Genomic DNA, 18,899 nt, shown 5'->3' with positions numbered 1-18,899 from the left:
GGAACCGCATGTCCGGTGGTGTGAGAGGTCGGCGGCAAAAGCCGTCTCCTACTCGATCAAATGAAACAAATATGTAAATGAGGTATGGTATGATGTATTTATAATATCAAGGAGGACAAGAATATGAACAGGAAAAGAAAAAAATTGATGAAATTGTGTGCATTTTTATTTATGCTGTTTTGCGGGACATTTATATTCGCAAATGGAAATGTTAAAGATGTACAGGCTGCCAGTCGTATGGTTATGTTATATGGTAATAAAACCTATACACAATATGATTTTACCGGGGATGGCAGGAAGAATCGTTTTAAATGTACTGCCGACAGTGAACGAGGATACGTTCGCCTTTACCTTAATGGAAGCTATAAGCAAAGAATATTTGTTGCGAAGGGTGCGAATTTATATTGGTGTGGAATTGACAGGAAGAATGTATACTTACTGGCCGTATGCTATCAGTACGGAGGCCATGAATTGAAAGTATATAAATATTCGAGTGGAAGATTTAAAGCAGTACCGGGCAAAGATCAGTTGAATAAAGTGTTTATGTTTTCAAATTTTTCCAAAATACAGGGAGACACACTTTATGTTTATTCCTCACAGGGAAGCAGAAATGGCGGATCTTTCCGGAATGCATCGGGCATGATTGAAGCAGAGACAAAATTCAAACTCAGAAATAATAAGATTTCCTGCATTTCCTGGAATTCCAGAATTATAGGAAGAAGAACATTTTATGCACAGAATTCTTTCCAGACAAGTGCAAGTGACAGGAATCTAAATATAAAAAATGGTCCTAAAGTAAAAGCGGGACAAAAAGTAACTTTAAATTATGTAAAACTGGGCGGGAATACATATGTGTACCAGATCTCCGTTGGTGGACGTAAAGGCTGGTTTAAGGATTCCTATTCTATCCAGTTCAGATGATCAAAGTCATAAGAGCAGAAGCTTTAACAATAAATATATGAAAAAACTCCTGGAACTCATAGGTTTCCAGGAGTTTTTTCATATATTTGCCGGGAGGTGCATCCTCTTTTTATATTTTAAGTAAAGTATAAATAAATGCATTTCCTAATAAAATAACTGGTACTTGACGTATAAACAGGAGGAGTTTTTATGCAGACAAAAATACCAGTTATCAATGAAGAGAATATCCAGGAATATCTGTTATACTGGTCTGCTCAATCCCTTATCCTATTACTTAGCAAAAGTTGGAATATAAGTTGTAGAGCCGTATACGAGACCCGTACGTACGGTTCAATGGGAGGGGCGAGATAATTATTCTCCCTCTGCCCTATTATCCGAAGTTCAACAGTAACAAAGAACGAAAAAGATGTTCATTTGCTGTCATGCATATTTTCTGTACTTTTGTGGGAAAGTCTGGGTGGCTGGTAATGATATACAGCCTCGTACGATTCCAGTTCATCCTCATTCATCGGTCCTGAGGGGATCAGCCCGGTGCAGTCCTGGGTTGATGCAGCATTTGAGAGAAAATCACAGGAATCAATAATTTCCTGATTAGATGTTGCAGATTTGTGTGAAATATTTTTTTTCATAAGTAACCTCCTCGTGCTAATAGTTATTAGTATAAGCAGAAAAACAAAAAATATTTTATAAAATATGAAAAATATCTGAAAGAAAACACAAATTCGTAATCAGGTATGATAAAATGTAAATATAAATTCAAGGAGGGACAGAGAATATGAAACAGATTACAATGAAAAAGAAAGTGAAACAGCTGTGCTGCATTTTGCTGGCAGTAATTCTCTGCATGGGGATGACAGTTCCCGCTATGGCTGCATCATCCAGATATTATAATGCAGCGGTATCAAGCTACAAGAAGTATGTGAAAGGCAAACGTGGCAGTTACAAAATCGTAGACATTGATGGAAATGGAATTCCGGAACTGCTTATGCATAACAGTTCTGCAGGAATCAACGAAATCCGTACTTACAATCCGAAAACAAGAAAAAATGTACGTGCAGCATCTGTAGGATATGGCAAGGGCTACAATTTTCCGATCAAATACTCCAGAACCTGTCACACTGTAATGCTCTGCAATGCCAACACAGGTGGAACTGAGTACTGTATTTACAGAGTCAGAGGAACCAAGGCAACAAGAATCGTAAAGGCAGAACGCTTTAACGGCAAATTCCAGAAAGGATATAAGGTTAATGGCAAGAGAGTAAGTGGTTCTACCTACAGCAGAAGTGTCAAAAAATACATGCAAAAAGCCGGAGTAGTATGGTCCAGCGGAATGTGATACGGCGCGAAAATGAAAAAGAAAAAAATAGTGAATTGAATTAGTTTAAGAGAAAGCCCAATTTGCTCAGATGGCAAATTGGGCTTTATAAGATTTATTTAAAAATAACTATCGCTGTTTCACTCTGTCCTGTTTTATTGTTTACAGCGTTCAGAAGCAGCATGGAATTCTTTTTTGTTACTTTAAATGTTTTATTGTTTTTTAACATTTGTGACTGAAATTTACCAGCTTTGTCCAGATAATCGGCAGTAACAGTCCAGCCGCTTTTTCCCTTAAAGACAGGAATCCCGCACTTCCCTAAACAAAGTCAGCATTCTTGCAAGAAAACTGACCAGTGTTTATGCAAGGATTACTACAAAGATGGAATTTGTGCCGGAAGTACATCAGCACAGTGCGGGTCTGATCCTGTATTATGATAACATGAACTACATCAATCTCCGCAAATATTACAGTGAAACTCTCGGACAGAGCGCATTGTCCATCATCCATCTGGAAAATGGCGTCAAGACAGAATTTTTGAACACCAGGATCCCGGTAGAGGACAAACCGATCTACCTTCGCCTCTACATCGAAGGAAGAAAATCCTGGTTCGAGTGGAGCTACGACGGAGAAAATTATGAGAAGATCGGACGCATCTTCGATACCACCAGATTCTCCGATGAATACTGCAAATACGGTGAGTTCACCGGTACCATGGTAGGCCTCACCTGCGCCGACCGCATCCTCCACAGGAAATGTGCCGACTTCGATTTCTTCGAATACAAAGCCGACGAAAGCCGGATGGTGGAGTAAATTAGTCAGAATATCTAAAAAATTTAATATAAACCATCAATTCTGAACATTGACGGTTACCCCTTGTATGTGACAAAATAGGTATTACCAATAATAGGATTGCCGGGCGTTAAAATGCGCCTGGTTTTTCCGCGTTAAAAAGGAATATCAGGGAGGAAAAAAATGGCACAGAAAAGAAAATGCGGCGTACTGCTTCCAGTGAGCAGTCTGCCTTCAAAGTACGGTATTGGATGCTTTGACAAAAAAGCGTATGAATTTGTAGATGCACTCAAGGAAGCAGGACAGAGTTACTGGCAGATCCTGCCGCTGGGACCGACCAGCTATGGTGATTCACCGTACCAGTCTTTCTCTACATTTGCAGGAAACCCATACTTCATCAGTCTTGAGGCACTGATCGAAGAAGGAGTCCTGACAAAGAAAGAGTGTGACAAAGTAGACTTTGGAACAGATGCGACCAGCGTAGATTATGCGAAATTATACGAAGGACGTATGCAGCTTCTCCGCAAGGCATATGAGAGAAGTAATATTTATATGGATCCGGAGTTCCGCAGATTTCAGGAAGAAGAAGCATGGTGGCTCAAGGACTATGCACTTTTTATGGCAGTGAAGAAACGCTTCGGCGGTATTCCGTGGAGCGAGTGGGCTGAGGATATCCGCCTTCGCTGGCAGAATGCCCTGGATTACTACAGAGAAGAAATGTATTTCGAAATCGAATTCCAGGAATATATGCAGTTCAAATTCCGCCAGCAGTGGATGGCACTCAAATCTTATGCAAACGAAAAGGGAATCCAGATCATCGGTGACATCCCGATCTACGTTGCGATGGACAGCGCAGATACCTGGGCAAATCCGTGGCTCTTTAAACTGGATGAGAAAAACTGCCCGACACAGGTAGCAGGATGCCCGCCAGATGGATTTTCTGCTACAGGACAGCTCTGGGGAAACCCTCTGTACAACTGGGAAGTGCACCGTAACTCTGAATATGAGTGGTGGATCAAACGAATCTCCAACTGCTTCCGCCTGTATGACGTTGTAAGGATTGACCATTTCCGCGGATTTGATGAATATTATGCAATTCCATACGGAGATAAGACAGCAGAGAACGGCTGGTGGGAAAAAGGTCCTGGAATCGATCTGTTCCGTGCAATCTCAGCAAGATTGGGAGACAGAGAGATCATCGCAGAGGATCTTGGCTACATGACCGATAGCGTTAAACAGCTTGTAGAAGAGAGCGGCTATCCCAACATGAAAGTTATCGAATTCGCTTTTGACGAGCGCGATACCGGAAATGCCAGCGACTACCTGCCGCACAACTATCCGAGAAACTGTGTTGTCTATACAGGAACCCATGACAACGAAACACTTCTTTCCTGGCTGGACGACATCACACCGGGCGAGAGAAGACAGGTCCGTGAGTATTTGAACAACTTCAAAGACTCCGGCAAAGAACTGTGTGACGACCTGATCTGCCTCGTAATGCAGAGCGTTGCCAACCTGTGCATCATCCCAATACAGGATTACCTTGGTCTTGACAACTCCGCACGAATGAACCAGCCGTCCACCCTCGGCAAGAACTGGAAGTGGAGACTAAAAGAAGGTCAGTTCTCAAAAGAACTTCAGAAAGAAATGCTGGAACTGGCAACACGTTATGGAAGAAGATAAGAAGAATAATATCAAAGGATATATGCTCGCAATCCTCGGAGGGGTCAGCTGGGGAATATCCGGTGTATGCAGCCAGTATCTGTTTACGCAATATGATCTCAGTGCTGACTGGCTTACCGCGATCCGAATGCTGCTTTCGGGGATCCTTCTTCTCGTACTTGCTTTCCGAAAGGAACATACACGGATTTTTAAGATCTGGACAAAAGGGAAAGATACGTTCTGGCTGATCGTGTTTGCACTTGCCGGACTTCTTCTGTGTCAGTATACATTTCTGGCAGCGATCAAACATTCTAATTCTGCTACAGCTACGGTCCTTCAGAGTCTGAACGTTGTTTTGATGGCAATCGTGATGGCAGTCTGGAATAAGAAAATGATGAGCAGAATACAGATAGCGGCAATTGTCTTGGCGTTTTCCGGTACCTATCTGATCGCAACGAAGGGAAGTCTGACAAGCATGGATCTTCCCGACAAACCTTGACCTTCCAGCGTGGATCATCATCGCAGTCATCGTTATTATCGGCACAGCAGTTGGATTTTCCGTATTTCTCGAGAGCGTAAAATATATCGGCCCCGTAAAATCAACACTACTTGGCTGCCTGGAACCTGCATCCGCAACCCTTCTCTCAGCCTTGCTGCTGGGAACGAAATTTACCGCGATCGAACTGATCGGTTTTGTATTTGTTGTAGGCACGGTATTTCTTTCCGTGTCAACAAAGGAATAGAAGTCTAAAATATTGCACCGGTTGTTTACTTGAGAAAAAGCATGTGTTATAATTTTTTACACGAAAAGATAAAAAATTATCGGGAGTGTAGAATGAAGAAAGAACTAGAGAAATATTTTGTGATAGCAGATACTGTTCAGGAGATGAATGGAGATATCTGTGAGGTTATCCTTCATGAGCTGACAAAATCTGGAAGTTATGTGGCATATGTTGCAAATGGAACAGTTACCGGACAGAAAACAGGAGAGAAGTCAGATTACTTCGTGAAGCAGGTGCTTGAGAACAAAGACTTTAAAGACGATCATCTTTCGAATTATTTTTTCAGGACAACAGATGAAAAGGCAGTCAAGTCATCATCAGCACTGCTCCGAGATCAGGATGGAGATGTGATCGGGATGCTTTGTATCAACATGGATATTACCATGCTTCAGAATGTAAATACTATGTTGATGAACTATCTGAAAACAGACCTGGAGGCAGGAAGAAATCCGGGAACAGGAGAACATGACGTCCCGCAGGACGTCATGGCAGTCATTGACAAACTCATTATGTCGGTGATTGGATCCACAGATACCAGAGAGTTAAGCCGTTCAAAATGCGTTGGGCTGGTGCGCCTTATGGATGAGAAAGGAATCTTCCTTGTCAAAGGAGCAATGGACAAAGTAGCAGAACTGATGGGAGTCTCCCGAGTGACGATCTACAGTTATCTTGACGAAGCAAGAGGAAAAAAAGGATAATTTTTATAGCATATATTAAGATAAGGGCTGCAGTTACGCTGGTGGTAACTGCAGCCCTTAAAATTGCATTGCATATCGAGGAGGTGCCAGTGGCACGTCTGCTGATTTTATGCCTCAGGCGTATAATATACAGCTGAGAACGGCGGCAGGGTCAGGATGATCCTGTCGTTTTTGAGTGTGATGGCGGTATTTAAGTTTTTCTGGGTGCCGCCGTAGATCTCAAGATTGCTGTTCAGTAGTTCTTTAAGGCTGGTGACTCCCGGGAGTTTCAGTTCGTACATCTGCTCGTGTTCGGAGAAGTTGAACAGGGAGATGATCTTTTCTTTCTTGCTGTTTCGCTCAAAGACGTAGATGCAGTTTGCCTCCTGGTGGCAGTCGATCCACTGGAAGCCGTCTGCCTCGTAATCCTTCTCCCAGAGAGCAGAGTGCTCAAGGTAAAGCTGGTTCAGGTCTTTCATGAAACGTGCAAATCCCTTATGGATCGGATAGTCGAGGAGCATCCAGTCCTGTTCACGCTTTTCATCCCATTCACGGAGCTGGCCGATCTCATTTCCCATGAAGTTCAGTTTCTTGCCAGGATGTGCATACATATACATGTATAGTGCGCGTGCCTGCGGGAATTTGTTGTCATAGTCGCCGCTCATTTTCTGCATGATCGTTGCCTTGCCGTGGACAACCTCATCGTGTGACAGCGGAAGCAGGAAACGTGCATCGTAGTAATACATCATGGAGAAAGTCAGTTTGTGATAATTGTCTGTACGATATTCCGGATCAGTACGGAAATAGTCCAGGGTATCGTTCATCCAGCCCATGTCCCATTTATAGTCAAATCCAAGACCACCCTGGGAAACCGGATCGGTAACTTTCGGGAAGGAAGTGGAATCTTCGGCTGCGAGGATCGCAGATGGGTGGAGATTCTTGAGTCCCTGGTTCATGTACTGAAGGAACTCTACCGCATTCAGGTTTACCCCACGAGCCGGGTCGCCCTGCCAGTAGATCGCGCGGCTGATCGCATCCATACGGATACCGTCCATGTGGAATTCACTCATCCAGTAATTGGCACAGGACTGCAGGAAACTTCTTGTTTCGCCGCGGGAATGCATAAAGTTGCAGCTTCCCCATTCGCTGACACCGACAGCAGAGTTCGGATACTCATAAAGCGCAGTTCCGTCATAATTTGCCAGACCGTAAGCGTCCACAGCGAAATGAACCGGAACAAAGTCCATCAGCACGCCGATGCCGTGTTTGTGGCAGGCATCCACGAAAGCCTTTAACTGGTCAGCAGTTCCGTATCTGGAAGTCGGACTGAAAAATCCTGTTGCCTGATATCCCCAGGATTCGTCACATGGATACTCATTCAGCGGCATGATCTCAAGATAGTTGTATCCGTTCTCAGTAAGATACGGGATCAGGATATCGATCATTTCCTCATAAGTATACCAGTCGTCGGTCTTGTCGGACGGCTTGCGGAAAGAACCGAAATGGATCTCATAGATGTTGAGCGGTTTTTTGCGGCAGTCGCTGCGGTTCTGCATCCATTTGGAGTCTTTGAATTTATATTTGGACATGTCACGGACGATGGAAGCACTGTTCGGACGAAGCTCCATGCCGAATCCATACGGGTCGCAGTGATCGACCGGATTGTCGTTGCGGTCATAGATACGGTATTTGTACATCTGTCCCGGCTTTGCCTCCGGGATATAGCATTCCCAGAAGTTGCCGTCATAAACTTTGTTCATCTCTGATTCCTGCCAGTCGTTGAATTCTCCGATCACAGCGATGCGGGAAGCAGATGGTGCGAAAGTGCGGAAAGTAACTCCTGTTTTTTCTGTATGTGCACCGAGGTACTGATAAGCGTCAAAAATTTTTCCTGTGTAAAATCCGTAAAAATCCATGCAGATTCTCCTTTGCATATAATAATTATGATTCGATAGTAATGGACAATAGTTGTTTTTTTAACTATACTATAAGAAGACAAGGAAGGGTTGTCCACCGACAATAAAAAAAGAAAGACGGATAAGCAACTTTTGAAAAAAACCGTCGGAAAAGGAAAAACATATGGATATCAGAATCGAAAAAACAGAGCGCGCGATCAAGAATGCTTTTCTGGAATTACGCTCCCGTAAACCACTTGGAAAGATCACAATAAAGGAACTGTGCAGTCTGGCTGCGATCAACAAATCAACCTTTTACAGCCATTATGAAGATATTTATGCACTGTCAGACAAAATGGAATCAGAAACGATCGTCTCTGTGCTGAAAAATATTTCCAGCCAGCAGGAGGAGCCGTTCAAGAATCCGGATGTATTTACAAGAAACCTTTACATGGCGCTGATCTCAAACAACACCCTGATCAATCTCTTGTTTTCCGGAACAGAAAAAGCCCGCCTCGGTGACTGTCTGGAGACTGAACTGAAACGTCTCATTTGTGAGAAATATCCAGATTATAAGGAGGACCCGCAGAGAGACATCATGCTTTCTTTCTGCATCCAGGGCTGTTTCCATGCATATCTGAACAATCAGGAAAAAGATGTCGCAACACTGGTCTCTGTCAGTGAGAGTATTGTACGTAAACTGGCTCCGATGTATCTGGAAAACAGCACAGAAGAAAACTGAAATACAATCTGAAAGAAGAAAAAACATGAAAAAATTAGTAATAGGAATCCTGGCGCATGTAGATGCCGGGAAGACGACTTTGTCTGAAAGACTCCTGTATCTATGCGGTGTGATCCGTCAGATCGGGCGCGTGGATCATGGAGATACCTTTCTGGATAATTATGAACTGGAAAAAGAGCGCGGAATCACGATCTTTTCCAAGCAGGCGATCCTTAAGACCGAGGATGTGGAAGTAACACTTTTGGACACTCCGGGGCATGTCGATTTTTCGGCTGAGATGGAGAGGACACTGCAGGTGCTGGACTATGCGATTCTTGTGATCAACGGCATGGACGGCGTGCAGAGCCATACGATGACGCTGTGGAGGCTCCTGGAAAGATATCAGATCCCGACATTTCTGTTCGTCAACAAGATGGATCAGAACGGAACGGATCATGATGCCCTTCTTGCTGATCTTAAGGCACATCTGCATGAAAACTGCGTGGATTTTGGAAAAATCCAGGAAAACGATGAAGAAAACACCCTAACTCCGGACCAGATGGAAAACATCGCGGTCTGTGACGAAACTCTTCTCGAAAAATATCTTGAGACAGGCAGCATCGAGGAAGAAGAGATTGCAGAACTGATCACACAGAGAAAGATTTTCCCGTGCTATTTTGGCTCCGCACTCAAAGAGGACGGTGTGGAGGATTTCTGGAATGGCGTGCAGAAATATACCAGAGAACCTAAACGACCGACAGAATTCGGTGCAAAGGTATTCAAGATCGCAAGAGATGAACAGGGAAACCGTCTGACTTACATGAAGATCACAGGCGGCTCTCTCAAAGCCAAAACCATGCTTTCCTCCCGGGCGAAAGGACAGGCTCTGCCGGGAGTAAGACAGCAGCAGGAGGACTGGGAAGAAAAAGCCGACCAGCTCCGCCTTTACTCAGGAGCCAAATATACAACGATCACAGAAGCAGAGGCAGGAACCATCTGTGCTGTGACAGGACTGACCAGAACCTATCCAGGTGAAGGACTTGGCATAGAAAACGAATCCGAGCTTCCTGTTCTGGAGCCGGTTTTGAACTATCAGATCCAGCTTCCGGATGACTGCGACCCGCACCAGATGCTGCAGAAATTACGACAGCTTGAGGAGGAAGAACCGGAACTTCACATTCTGTGGGACAGCCAGCTTGGCGAGATCCATGCACAGCTGATGGGAGAGGTACAGATCGAGATCCTCAAGAAACTGATCTGGGACCGTTTTCATGTGGCGGTAGAATTCGGAGCTGGAAGTATCGTCTACAAAGAAACAGTTGCAGAACCGGTAGAAGGGGTAGGGCATTTTGAGCCGCTTCGCCATTATGCGGAAGTCCACCTCCTGATCGAGCCGGGAGAACCGGGAAGCGGATGTCAGTTTTTTACCGCATGCAGTGAAGATGTGCTTGCAAGGAACTGGCAGCGTCTGATCCTCACACATCTGGAGGAGAAGGAACACATCGGTGTGCTGACAGGTTCTCCGCTTACGGATGTGCAGATCACCCTCCTGACAGGGCGTGCCCATGCGAAACATACAGAGGGCGGGGATTTCCGCCAGGCAACTTACCGTGCTGTCCGTCAGGGACTTCGCAAAGCAAAAAATATCCTTCTGGAACCATACTATGAATTCCGTCTTGAAGTGCCTGCCGAGATGATCGGAAGAGCACTGGCAGATGTCCAGAAGATGCAGGGGAGCTTCGAATCACCGGATACAGACGGAACAACCGCAGTCCTAAAAGGAACAGCAGCCGTTTCCCAGATGCGCGATTACCAGAAAGAGGTCGTTGCATACACACACGGAACAGGAAAACTTTTCTGCACACTCAAGGGCTATGCACCGTGCAAAAACCAGGAAGAGATCGTACAGAATGTTGCCTACGATCCGGAAAGCGATCTGGAAAATCCGACAGGTTCCGTTTTTTGTGCACATGGCGCAGGTTTTGTCGTACCATGGGATCAGGTCGAGGATTACATGCATCTGAACAGCGGAGTGGAACTTAACGGCCTGGACAGCGAAACCTGGTATGATGATGTGGATTATGCGGAAAATCCGGGTACAGCGGTGGATAATCCAAACATTTCCAGAAACACAAGTGGAAAAAACGGCAAATTTTCCTACAGCGGAAGTTATGATGAGGAGGAAGAGCTGCAGGCAATTTTTGAGAGGACATTTGGTCCGGTCAAACGCGACCGTGCCGCTTTCCAGAAAAAGACGGTTCATTCGTCAGCACCGACCGTCCGCTATCGACAGGGAAAACCACGCAAGGAAGAATATCTCCTTGTCGATGGATACAACATTATTTTTTCCTGGGAAGAACTGAATGAGCTGGCGAAAGAAAACATCCACGCAGCCTGCGATAAGCTGATGGATATTTTGAGCAATTATCAGGGCTACCGTAAATGCACGCTGATCCTTGTATTTGATGCTTACAAGGTGGAAGGACATATGGAAGAAGTCCTCACCTATCATAATATTTATGTAGTATACACCAAGGAAGCCGAGACAGCAGATCAGTATATCGAGAAGACGGTCCACCGGATCGGCAGACAGTATCAGGTAACCGTAGCGACTTCTGATGGTCTGGAGCAGGTCATCATCATGGGACAGGGCGCACACAGGATTTCCGCACAGGGACTCAAAAAAGAGATCGAAGATACGGAAAAAAATGCGCGTGCAGAGTGGCATCAGCAGCGCCGGAGCAGCAAGACCTATCTCTTTGACAACATGTCAGAAGAACTGCAGGCGCAGATGGAAAAAATCCGGTTAGGTGAGGCAGGCGAAGAATAAAAAATGATATATTTATATAGAAGAAACAAAACAGGAATCTGCATTGACCGCGTATATGGACACGACGGGATCGTGGAACTGCCGGAAACTCTGGAAGGATTTCCTGTGACAGAACTGGGAGCATATATTTTTTCTGACCATATAGACCGGGGCGACTTGGAAAAGTGCAGGATGAGTGGGAAATTCTGTACAGAGGACGGACTGGAAGTGCAGGATGAAGAAGGAATGCCGGAGATGTCCGGAAATGCGGTGCAGGAACTGATTCTTCCGTCAAAACTCAGAAAAGTAGGAAGATATGCTTTTTACAATTGTTTTCACTTGAAAAAGTTAAGTTTCGGCGGTGATCTGCGGGATGTCGGTGTCGGTGCAATGACCGGCTGCCACAAGATCGAGCGGGTCACTGTAAAAACAGACGAGAACGGTGATTCCTGCCTGAGAGATATCCTGACAGAACTGCCGGAGACTCTGAGAGTCGATATGGACAAAAATGGTGAACAGGGGCGTTTCTGGTTTCCGGAATTTTTTGAGGAAGGCGTAGAAAACACACCGGCGCGAATCATCGAAAATCATGTGCACGGAAGCGGGATCCGTTACCGAAACAGCTTCCTTCACAAGAAACTCAACATACTGGAATACGACAAGCTTTTTCCCTATGCGGAAGCGTGGGAGGAGGAGTCAATCGTTCTGAAACTGGTACTGGACCGTATCCTCTACCCGATGGATCTGACAGAGACAGCGGAAGAAAAATACATCCAGTATCTCAGAGAACACGGAGAGCGTGCGGTCAGTATCCTTGGCGAAGAAAAAGAATACGCAGCAATGCGGACGATCCTCACAAAGATCACTCCGGACAGGACAGAGACAGAAAAAATGCTCGAGCGTGCACAGAGATCAGGAGATTCCAGATGGGTCAGTATCCTCATGGACACGCTCGCAGGCCATGGAAGGAAGAAGAGAAAGGCATTTGAACTGTGAACAGAGAAGAAAAAAACAAATTTGGAAATTTTGTTCATGAGCAGCGCAAAAAAGAAGAAGAGGTACTGGAGATCTGCCAGGATATTTTTGCAAATTCCAGAAATGAACTGGCGGTTTCCATGCGTTATTTCCAGAGCGCTCTCAGTGCATTAAAGATAGTGCCGTCAGGCGAGACACAGGTGCTGGGCACGGACGGGAAACTTCTCTATGTGTCCCCACAGTGGCTGCTTCCGATGTTTATGCAGAACAAAGTAGTGATCAACAGGCTGTATCTCCACGAACTTCTGCACTGTCTTTTCTGCCATCTGTGGAGCAGAAAGGAACGGGAGTGGAGAATCTGGGATCTGGCAGCAGATATCGCGGTGGAAAATATTCTGGATGAACTTTATCAGAAGGCAGTTTACATCCGCCCGAACAGTTTCCGAAGAGAAAAATATCAGCAGTGGAAAACAGAACACAAAGTTCTGACTGCGGAGATCCTGTATTATGATCTCCTGAAATGCGAGGAAGAAGAAATCGCCCGGCTGGAACAGGAATTCCGCAAGGACGACCACCATTTCTGGTACACGCCGAACAGTCGAAGCGGGATGGCAGACCGCCAGAAGAAATGGGAAGAGATGCGGCGCAAGATGCAGACGGAGATGGAGCTTTTTTCAAAGGAAGCAGCAGGGGATTCGCCGAGACTTGTGGAGCATCTGCAGGCAGAAAACAGAAAACGGTATGATTACCGGGAGTTCCTTCGGAAGTTTTCTGTCCTGAAAGAAGAGATGCAGGTGGATATGGATTCTTTTGACCCGATCTACTATCATTTTGGGATGGAAACTTACGGGAATATGCCGCTGATCGAGCCGCTGGAAACAAAAGAGATGAAAAAAATCGAAGATTTTGTCATCGTGATCGACACTTCCATGTCCTGTAATGGAAGCCTGATCCGCAGGTTTCTGGAGGAAACGTACAGTGTACTTGCAGAGTCGGAGAGTTTTTTCCGAAAGATCCAGGTGCACATCATTCAGTGTGACGAAAAGATCCAGGACGATCAGGTGATCCATAACCAGAAAGAGATGGAAGCGTATCTTGAGGATTTTAATGTAAGAGGGTTCGGCGGAACGGATTTCCGTCCGGCATTTACGTATGTGGAGCATTTGATCAAAATGGGAGCATTTCAGAGACTTCGGGGACTTCTGTATTTCACCGACGGATATGGGACTTTTCCGGCAAAGATGCCGCCTTATGATACCGCGTTTGTTTTTATGAAGGATGATTACAGGGATGTGGATGTGCCGCCGTGGGCGATCAAACTCATTCTGGATACACAGGCACTAGAGAGGAAAGAAGATTATTATGAATATTAAACAGGCAAAACAGGAAGTTGTGGATACGGTCGAAGCGTATCTTATGAAAGACGAGTATGGAGAATATGTGATCCCGAGCGTTCATCAGAGGCCGGTGCTTCTCCTTGGTGCACCGGGAATCGGAAAGACGCAGATCATGGAGCAGGCGGCGCGTGAATGCGGCGTGGCACTGGTGGCGTACACGATCACACACCACACCAGACAGAGTGCGATCGGACTTCCGTTTATTTCGAAGAAGGAATACGGCGGCAGGGAATACTCGGCGACAGAATATACGATGAGCGAGATCGTTGCAAGTATTTATAACCGTATGAGTGAGACGGGTCTCAGCGAGGGAATCCTTTTTATTGATGAGATCAACTGTGTTTCTGAGACACTGGCTCCGGCGATGCTGCAGTTTCTCCAGTGCAAGAGTTTCGGAAACCATGAGATCCCGAAGGGATGGGTGATCGTGGCAGCAGGAAACCCGCCGGAATACAACAAATCTGTCCGCGAGTTCGACGTTGTCACCCTGGACCGTGTCAAAAAGATCCTCGTAGAGCCGGACTATCAGACCTGGCGGGAGTACGCATACAAAGAAAACATGCATCCGGCGATCCTTTCTTATCTGGAACTTCGAAACAACTGTTTCTACCAGATGGAGACAACGATTGACGGCAAACAGTTTGCGACTCCGCGAGGATGGGAAGATCTTTCCAGGATGATGGAAGTCTACGAGCGTCTTGGAAAAAACATCACAGCGGATCTTGTGGGGCAGTATATCCAGCATGAGCGTATCTCACAGGAATTTGCAGAATATTACGAACTGTATCAAAAATACCAACAGGATTACCAGATCACAGAGATCCTTCAGGGCAAAAATTCCGAAGTGATGGTCAGGAAAGTTTCCCACGCATCCTTCGATGAAAGAGTGAGTGTTGTAAACCTTCTGTTCTCCGGCACAAGACAGGCGGTACGAAAAGTTATGCTTCAGGAAGAAGTACTGGAAAAAGTGTTCGAGGTGCTGAAAGCCCTGAAAGAAAACCTGTCATCCGGAAATCTCGCGCAGAGACTGGAAGACTACATCTTTGATCTCAAAAACACCCGAGAGAAGAAGCAGAAAGAAGGACTTCTGGAACGAAGAGAAGACCTCTGCATCCGCCAGGCAGTCACACTTCTGGAAGATTACGCGAAACTTCTGAAACAGCACAGCGAGGTTCGGGGAGAAGATGCATTTGATCTCGTCCGGGAAGCATTTGGGGAAGAAAGAGCTTCCTGGGAAGACGAATGGGATCAGGCAGGAAATACACTGGAATATGCGTTTGATTTCATGGAGGCGGCTTTCTATAACAGCCAGGAAATGGTTATGTTTGTCTCAGGGATCAATACCGATTTCTACTGTGTACGTTTCCTGGAAACTTATGAATGTGAGAGATACGTACGTTACAACAGAGATCTGCTGTTCGAAGATGTGAGCCAGCAGATCCGAAGGAGAATTGAAGAACTTTAAGAGGAGCGTTATTAAATGAAGAAACAAAGGAAAATCTACACCTTTTTACTTTCGCTGCTTCTGGCGTTTTCGCTTCTGCTTCCGGGCAGTATCGTTCCGGTGGAAGCAGCAGGCGGCGACATGGCGGTGCACTTTATTGATGTAGGGCAGGGACTGGCGATCCTCGTGCAGTCGGGCGGAGAAAATCTTCTCTATGATGGTGGAAACCGTTCTCATGCAGATGAGGTGGTTCAGTATCTTAAAAATCAGGAAGTAGAGACGATCGATTACATGATCTCCTCTCACTATGATGAGGATCATCTGGGAGGACTTGTCAAATGCCTTGATAATTTTGAGGTGGATCATGTTCTGGGTTCCGACTATGTGCACACATCGGACCTTTTTAATACGTTTATGAATACGGCGACAGCGAATGCGATCACTGTCGAATATCCGGCTGTCGGTGATACTTATGAATTTGGGACCGGCAGTTTCACGGTCATGGCACCTTCCGGAATCTCCAAGAACAGCAATGACAACTCTGTTGTGATCCGTCTTGTCAATGGTGACAACAGCTTTATGTTCATGGGAGATGCGGAGGAGACAAGTGAGCAGGATATGATCAGTACAGGAATGAACCTGGACTGTGATGTGCTCTGTCTCGGTCATCATGGTTCTGCATCTTCTACTTCATGGGATCTTCTGGAAGCATCGACTCCATCCTGGGCAGTGGTAAGCTGCGGCAAAGGTAATTCCTACGGTCATCCGACTGCGGAGACAATGGGAAAACTTTCCGACATGGATATCCCGGTATTTCGTACCGATGACCAGGGAACCGTGATCGCAGTTTCTGATGGAAGTACGATCAGCTGGAACCAGGAACCGTGCAACGATTACAGTTCCGGAGATGAGAGTACTGGCAGCAGTTCAGGTTCTTCTGATGCAAGTACAGGTTCAGGTGTGCGTTATTCTGGCTGGTCAGACAGCTCACAGATTTCGGACAACAGCACCGAGAATGCAGACACGACTGACACCCAGGGAGCCATGGTCTGGATCTCTGCAACAGGAAGCAAATATCACAGCATTCCAAACTGCGGAAATATGAACCCGGACAATGCAAGACAGGAAAGTGAATCACAGGCACTCAGTGAAGGTTATGAAGCCTGCAAAAAATGCTGGTAAAAACGAGAATCAGATTTCCTGATAAAAATCCCGTACATAGTGCATAAACTGGCGCACATGCGGTTTCAGGATCCGGTTTTTGCTGTAAACAATGTAAAAACTTCTTTTATGAACAGATTCTTCTAATGGAAACAGAAGGATCTGTTTTGTTTTTTCCAGATCTACGGCAGAACGGGCAGAGAGGATTGAGATGCCAAGTCCGTTGACGATAGATTTCTTGATGCTTTCCAGATCGTTCATTCGGGCGATCACATTGAGGTCAGAAGGCGTGATGCCGATCTTTTCCAGAAAAAGATCCATCTCTTTCTTGGTGCCGGAGCCTTTTTCACGGATGATGATCGGATCTTCCAGAAACTGTTTGAAATCGATAGGATCTTCCTTGAATTTCAGGTAGTGTTCTGTGACAGGCGTGGCGATCACAAGAGTATCCTGGCAGAACGGGATAAAGACACAGCTTTCATCTCCGGTGTTCTGCCCGACGAGTGCGAGGTCGACGATTCCATCGAGGACACGGTGGATAGCTCCTTCGCTGTCTGTCTGAATGGAATGAAAATAAATATCCGGGTGCGTGCCTCCAAAACCTGCGAGCAGTTCCGGCAACAGATAAGAGGAAGGAATCGTGGAGGCTGCAAGGTCGATCATGTGCTTCTGCGCCCCTGTGAAGTTGTCGAGAAGGTTGTTGCGGATCTCAAGCATCCGGACTGCACTGTCGTAGAGCTGGTAGCCTCTGGTGGTAATGGTGGTCTTTTTTGTCGTGCGGATGATGAGTTTGGAGTGAAGCTCTTCTTCGAGGGAGCGGATGTGTGCGCTGATGGTTGGCTGTGTCAGATAAAGTCGTCTGGCAGCTTCGGAGAAACTGCCGTAATCGACGACGGCGACAAAGGCTTCTAACTGTTTGAATTCCATAAATCAAAAATCTCCTGAAAAGTGAATCTTCTAAATAATACGATAATGATACGCTTATTGTGAAATCCCTGTGATCTCTGCAAGTGCATGAAGGGCAGTGTCCACTTCTTCCGGGGTATTTTCCGGACCAAAGGAGAAGCGGAGCGTACCGGCAGGATATGTGCCGAGGGTTTTGTGCGCACTTGGGGCACAGTGGAGACCGACGCGGGACATGATCCCGTAAGTATCGTCCAGTTCAAAGGCGGCACGAGCCATATCCACTTCAAGTGTCTGGATCGAGACGACGGCACAGCGGTTCTGGGTGTCTTTGTGTCCGATCACGCGAAGGCTGGCCTCAGCCGGGTCGAGGGTGAGGATTCCGTCAATGAATTGTTTCGTCAGCGTGAGTTCATGCTGGAAAGCCAGATCCATTGAACTGTTCTCCAGATCATCAAGCGCGGCGTGAAGACCGAGGATCCCGGGGATGTTCGGCGTTCCCGGCTCGAAGCGGTCCGGGAGGAAATCAGGGACTTCTTCAGTATGGGAAATACTTCCGGTGCCGCCACTTAAGAGGGGTTCGATCTGAGAAGCAAGCTCGCTGCGGATCAGGAAACCGCCGATCCCCTGTGGTCCACGGAGTCCTTTGTGCCCGGTGAAAGCGAGCGCATCAAGCTTTAATTCTTCCATATCGATCGGAAGTGTACCGGCAGTCTGCGCACTGTCCAGGACAAAAAGCAGCCCATGTTTCTGGCAGAAGGTGCTGATCTCCTTAAGCGGCATGATGGTTCCGCATACATTGGAAGCGTGGAGACAGACGAGAAGTCTGGTATTTGGTTTCACGAGCGCATCTGCTTCTGAGAGAATCAGATTTCCTTCATGATCGCACGGAATCCTGTCAAAAGTCACTCCCTGTCTCTGAAGCTGCACAAGCGGGCGCATTACTGCATTGTGCTCCATCGAAGTGACCAGCACATGGTCGCCTGGTTTCAGGATCCCCTTGAGGAGAATATTAAGGCTCATAGTGATGTTCTGGGTGAAAATCACATTTTTGCCCCTGCCGGATGTGAAATGGAAAAACCGGCGAAGCTGTTCTCTTGTCTCAAAGATCTGTTCTTCTACGGAATAGGCAGCCTGATACCCGCCGCGTCCGACATTGACCGCACAGCCGGAGAGATACTGATAAACAGCATCAGACACAGAAGGAGCCTTCGGAAAAGAAGTGCTTGCCTGATCCAGATATATTTTTTTCATAAAATTACCTCACGTACTTTTATTAGATCATAATTCTGAGTATATCATAATTTATAAATATTATCTATAAGTAGATATAAAATACGACTATATTTAATTGGTGAAAAATGCTCAACAATGGTATGATAATACAAAGAAAATATGCTGATACCAAAATCTTTCAGCATTGAGGGAAAGGGAGGTTATTCACT

16 protein-coding genes and 1 pseudogene are annotated in these 18,899 nt (G+C 46.0%); 13 read left to right on the top strand and 4 right to left on the bottom strand.

The window, feature by feature from the left end; genetic code table 11:
- Window positions 1–123: 123 nt before the first annotated feature.
- Window positions 124–921: a hypothetical protein gene (locus tag DXC01_RS14930; RefSeq protein ID WP_022215094.1), complete on the top strand. Its 798-nt coding sequence runs from the start codon at window positions 124–126 to the stop codon at window positions 919–921.
- Window positions 922–1,331: 410 nt separating this feature from the next.
- On the opposite strand, the gene DXC01_RS14925 is transcribed toward DXC01_RS14930, so the two are convergent.
- Complete coding sequence (locus tag DXC01_RS14925; RefSeq protein ID WP_022215096.1) at window positions 1,332–1,550, bottom strand: hypothetical protein; 219 nt, start codon at window positions 1,548–1,550, stop codon at window positions 1,332–1,334.
- Between the two features lie 146 nt (window positions 1,551–1,696).
- Here DXC01_RS14925 and DXC01_RS14920 point away from each other — a divergent pair, with 146 nt between their 5' ends.
- The 6 genes and pseudogenes from DXC01_RS14920 to DXC01_RS14900 all read left to right on the top strand — a co-directional run bounded on the left by DXC01_RS14920 (window position 1,697) and on the right by DXC01_RS14900 (window position 6,170).
- Window positions 1,697–2,257, top strand: coding sequence for a hypothetical protein (locus tag DXC01_RS14920; protein WP_118699203.1), 561 nt, complete (start codon window positions 1,697–1,699; stop codon window positions 2,255–2,257).
- Between the two features lie 294 nt (window positions 2,258–2,551).
- Window positions 2,552–3,049, top strand: a pseudogene (locus DXC01_RS14915) (glycoside hydrolase family 43 protein); the annotation flags it as partial.
- Window positions 3,050–3,211: 162 nt separating this feature from the next.
- Window positions 3,212–4,711, top strand: coding sequence for a 4-alpha-glucanotransferase (gene malQ, locus DXC01_RS14910; RefSeq protein WP_118699202.1), 1,500 nt, complete (start codon window positions 3,212–3,214; stop codon window positions 4,709–4,711).
- Window positions 4,698–5,189, top strand: coding sequence for a DMT family transporter (locus tag DXC01_RS14905; protein WP_199705013.1), 492 nt, complete (start codon window positions 4,698–4,700; stop codon window positions 5,187–5,189). Before malQ ends, DXC01_RS14905 begins: the two co-directional genes overlap by 14 nt.
- Entirely contained in the window at window positions 5,170–5,433 is a 264-nt protein-coding gene (locus tag DXC01_RS21505; protein WP_199611834.1) for an EamA family transporter, read from the top strand. Before DXC01_RS14905 ends, DXC01_RS21505 begins: the two co-directional genes overlap by 20 nt.
- A gap of 92 nt (window positions 5,434–5,525) precedes the next feature.
- Window positions 5,526–6,170 (top strand): helix-turn-helix transcriptional regulator, encoded by a 645-nt coding sequence (locus DXC01_RS14900; RefSeq protein ID WP_022215101.1) that lies wholly within the window; start codon window positions 5,526–5,528, stop codon window positions 6,168–6,170.
- Window positions 6,171–6,277: 107 nt separating this feature from the next.
- On the opposite strand, the gene glgB is transcribed toward DXC01_RS14900, so the two are convergent.
- Window positions 6,278–8,065: a 1,4-alpha-glucan branching protein GlgB gene (gene glgB, locus DXC01_RS14895; protein WP_118699201.1), complete on the bottom strand. Its 1,788-nt coding sequence runs from the start codon at window positions 8,063–8,065 to the stop codon at window positions 6,278–6,280.
- Window positions 8,066–8,228: 163 nt separating this feature from the next.
- On the opposite strand from glgB, the gene DXC01_RS14890 reads away from it, so the two are divergent.
- From DXC01_RS14890 to DXC01_RS14865, 6 genes are read left to right on the top strand one after another with little or no spacing between them, the layout of a single operon-like run.
- Complete coding sequence (locus DXC01_RS14890; protein ID WP_118699200.1) at window positions 8,229–8,786, top strand: TetR/AcrR family transcriptional regulator; 558 nt, start codon at window positions 8,229–8,231, stop codon at window positions 8,784–8,786.
- A gap of 25 nt (window positions 8,787–8,811) precedes the next feature.
- Window positions 8,812–11,595, top strand: a complete 2,784-nt coding sequence (locus DXC01_RS14885) for a translation factor GTPase family protein (RefSeq protein WP_118699199.1) — start codon at window positions 8,812–8,814, stop codon at window positions 11,593–11,595.
- A 3-nt stretch (window positions 11,596–11,598) separates the two neighbouring features.
- Window positions 11,599–12,570 carry a leucine-rich repeat protein gene (locus DXC01_RS14880; RefSeq protein ID WP_118699198.1) on the top strand — a complete coding sequence of 324 codons (972 nt, stop codon included), beginning with the start codon at window positions 11,599–11,601 and terminating at the stop codon, window positions 12,568–12,570.
- Window positions 12,567–13,922, top strand: coding sequence for a vWA domain-containing protein (locus tag DXC01_RS14875; protein WP_118699197.1), 1,356 nt, complete (start codon window positions 12,567–12,569; stop codon window positions 13,920–13,922). Before DXC01_RS14880 ends, DXC01_RS14875 begins: the two co-directional genes overlap by 4 nt.
- The gene (locus DXC01_RS14870) at window positions 13,912–15,411 is read left to right on the top strand and encodes an ATP-binding protein (protein WP_118699196.1); all 1,500 of its coding nucleotides are present in this window, start codon (window positions 13,912–13,914) and stop codon (window positions 15,409–15,411) included. The genes DXC01_RS14875 and DXC01_RS14870 overlap by 11 nt, the downstream gene beginning before the upstream one ends.
- 15 nt (window positions 15,412–15,426) lie before the next feature.
- Entirely contained in the window at window positions 15,427–16,572 is a 1,146-nt protein-coding gene (locus tag DXC01_RS14865; protein ID WP_118699195.1) for a ComEC/Rec2 family competence protein, read from the top strand.
- Between the two features lie 9 nt (window positions 16,573–16,581).
- Here DXC01_RS14865 and DXC01_RS14860 read toward each other — a convergent pair whose 3' ends face one another.
- Window positions 16,582–17,478 carry a selenium metabolism-associated LysR family transcriptional regulator gene (locus tag DXC01_RS14860; RefSeq protein WP_118699194.1) on the bottom strand — a complete coding sequence of 299 codons (897 nt, stop codon included), beginning with the start codon at window positions 17,476–17,478 and terminating at the stop codon, window positions 16,582–16,584.
- A 54-nt stretch (window positions 17,479–17,532) separates the two neighbouring features.
- A complete protein-coding gene (locus DXC01_RS14855; RefSeq protein WP_118699193.1) occupies window positions 17,533–18,708 on the bottom strand; it encodes an aminotransferase class V-fold PLP-dependent enzyme in 1,176 nt (391 codons plus the stop codon).
- Between the last annotated feature and the right edge of the window lie 191 nt (window positions 18,709–18,899).

Source organism: Blautia sp. OM07-19, assembly GCF_003481595.1.
GTDB lineage: Bacteria > Bacillota > Clostridia > Lachnospirales > Lachnospiraceae > Blautia_A > Blautia_A intestinihominis.
The sequence above is the reverse complement of the archived record's forward strand: the minus strand, read 5'-3'. Positions and strand labels throughout refer to the sequence as shown.

Excerpts from the sequence above, each read along its gene's own strand:
- DXC01_RS14880 (WP_118699198.1), top strand. The coding sequence starts at position 11,599 with ATGATATATTTATATAGAAGAAACAAAACAGGAATCTGCATTGACCGC.
- DXC01_RS14870 (WP_118699196.1), top strand. The coding sequence starts at position 13,912 with ATGAATATTAAACAGGCAAAACAGGAAGTTGTGGATACGGTCGAAGCG.
- DXC01_RS14905 (WP_199705013.1), top strand. The coding sequence starts at position 4,698 with ATGGAAGAAGATAAGAAGAATAATATCAAAGGATATATGCTCGCAATC.
- DXC01_RS14900 (WP_022215101.1), top strand. The coding sequence starts at position 5,526 with ATGAAGAAAGAACTAGAGAAATATTTTGTGATAGCAGATACTGTTCAG.
- DXC01_RS14885 (WP_118699199.1), top strand. The coding sequence starts at position 8,812 with ATGAAAAAATTAGTAATAGGAATCCTGGCGCATGTAGATGCCGGGAAG.
- DXC01_RS14860 (WP_118699194.1), bottom strand. The coding sequence starts at position 17,478 with ATGGAATTCAAACAGTTAGAAGCCTTTGTCGCCGTCGTCGATTACGGC.
- DXC01_RS14865 (WP_118699195.1), top strand. The coding sequence starts at position 15,427 with ATGAAGAAACAAAGGAAAATCTACACCTTTTTACTTTCGCTGCTTCTG.
- DXC01_RS14930 (WP_022215094.1), top strand. The coding sequence starts at position 124 with ATGAACAGGAAAAGAAAAAAATTGATGAAATTGTGTGCATTTTTATTT.
- DXC01_RS14925 (WP_022215096.1), bottom strand. The coding sequence starts at position 1,550 with ATGAAAAAAAATATTTCACACAAATCTGCAACATCTAATCAGGAAATT.
- DXC01_RS14920 (WP_118699203.1), top strand. The coding sequence starts at position 1,697 with ATGAAACAGATTACAATGAAAAAGAAAGTGAAACAGCTGTGCTGCATT.
- glgB (WP_118699201.1), bottom strand. The coding sequence starts at position 8,065 with ATGGATTTTTACGGATTTTACACAGGAAAAATTTTTGACGCTTATCAG.
- DXC01_RS14890 (WP_118699200.1), top strand. The coding sequence starts at position 8,229 with ATGGATATCAGAATCGAAAAAACAGAGCGCGCGATCAAGAATGCTTTT.
- malQ (WP_118699202.1), top strand. The coding sequence starts at position 3,212 with ATGGCACAGAAAAGAAAATGCGGCGTACTGCTTCCAGTGAGCAGTCTG.
- DXC01_RS14855 (WP_118699193.1), bottom strand. The coding sequence starts at position 18,708 with ATGAAAAAAATATATCTGGATCAGGCAAGCACTTCTTTTCCGAAGGCT.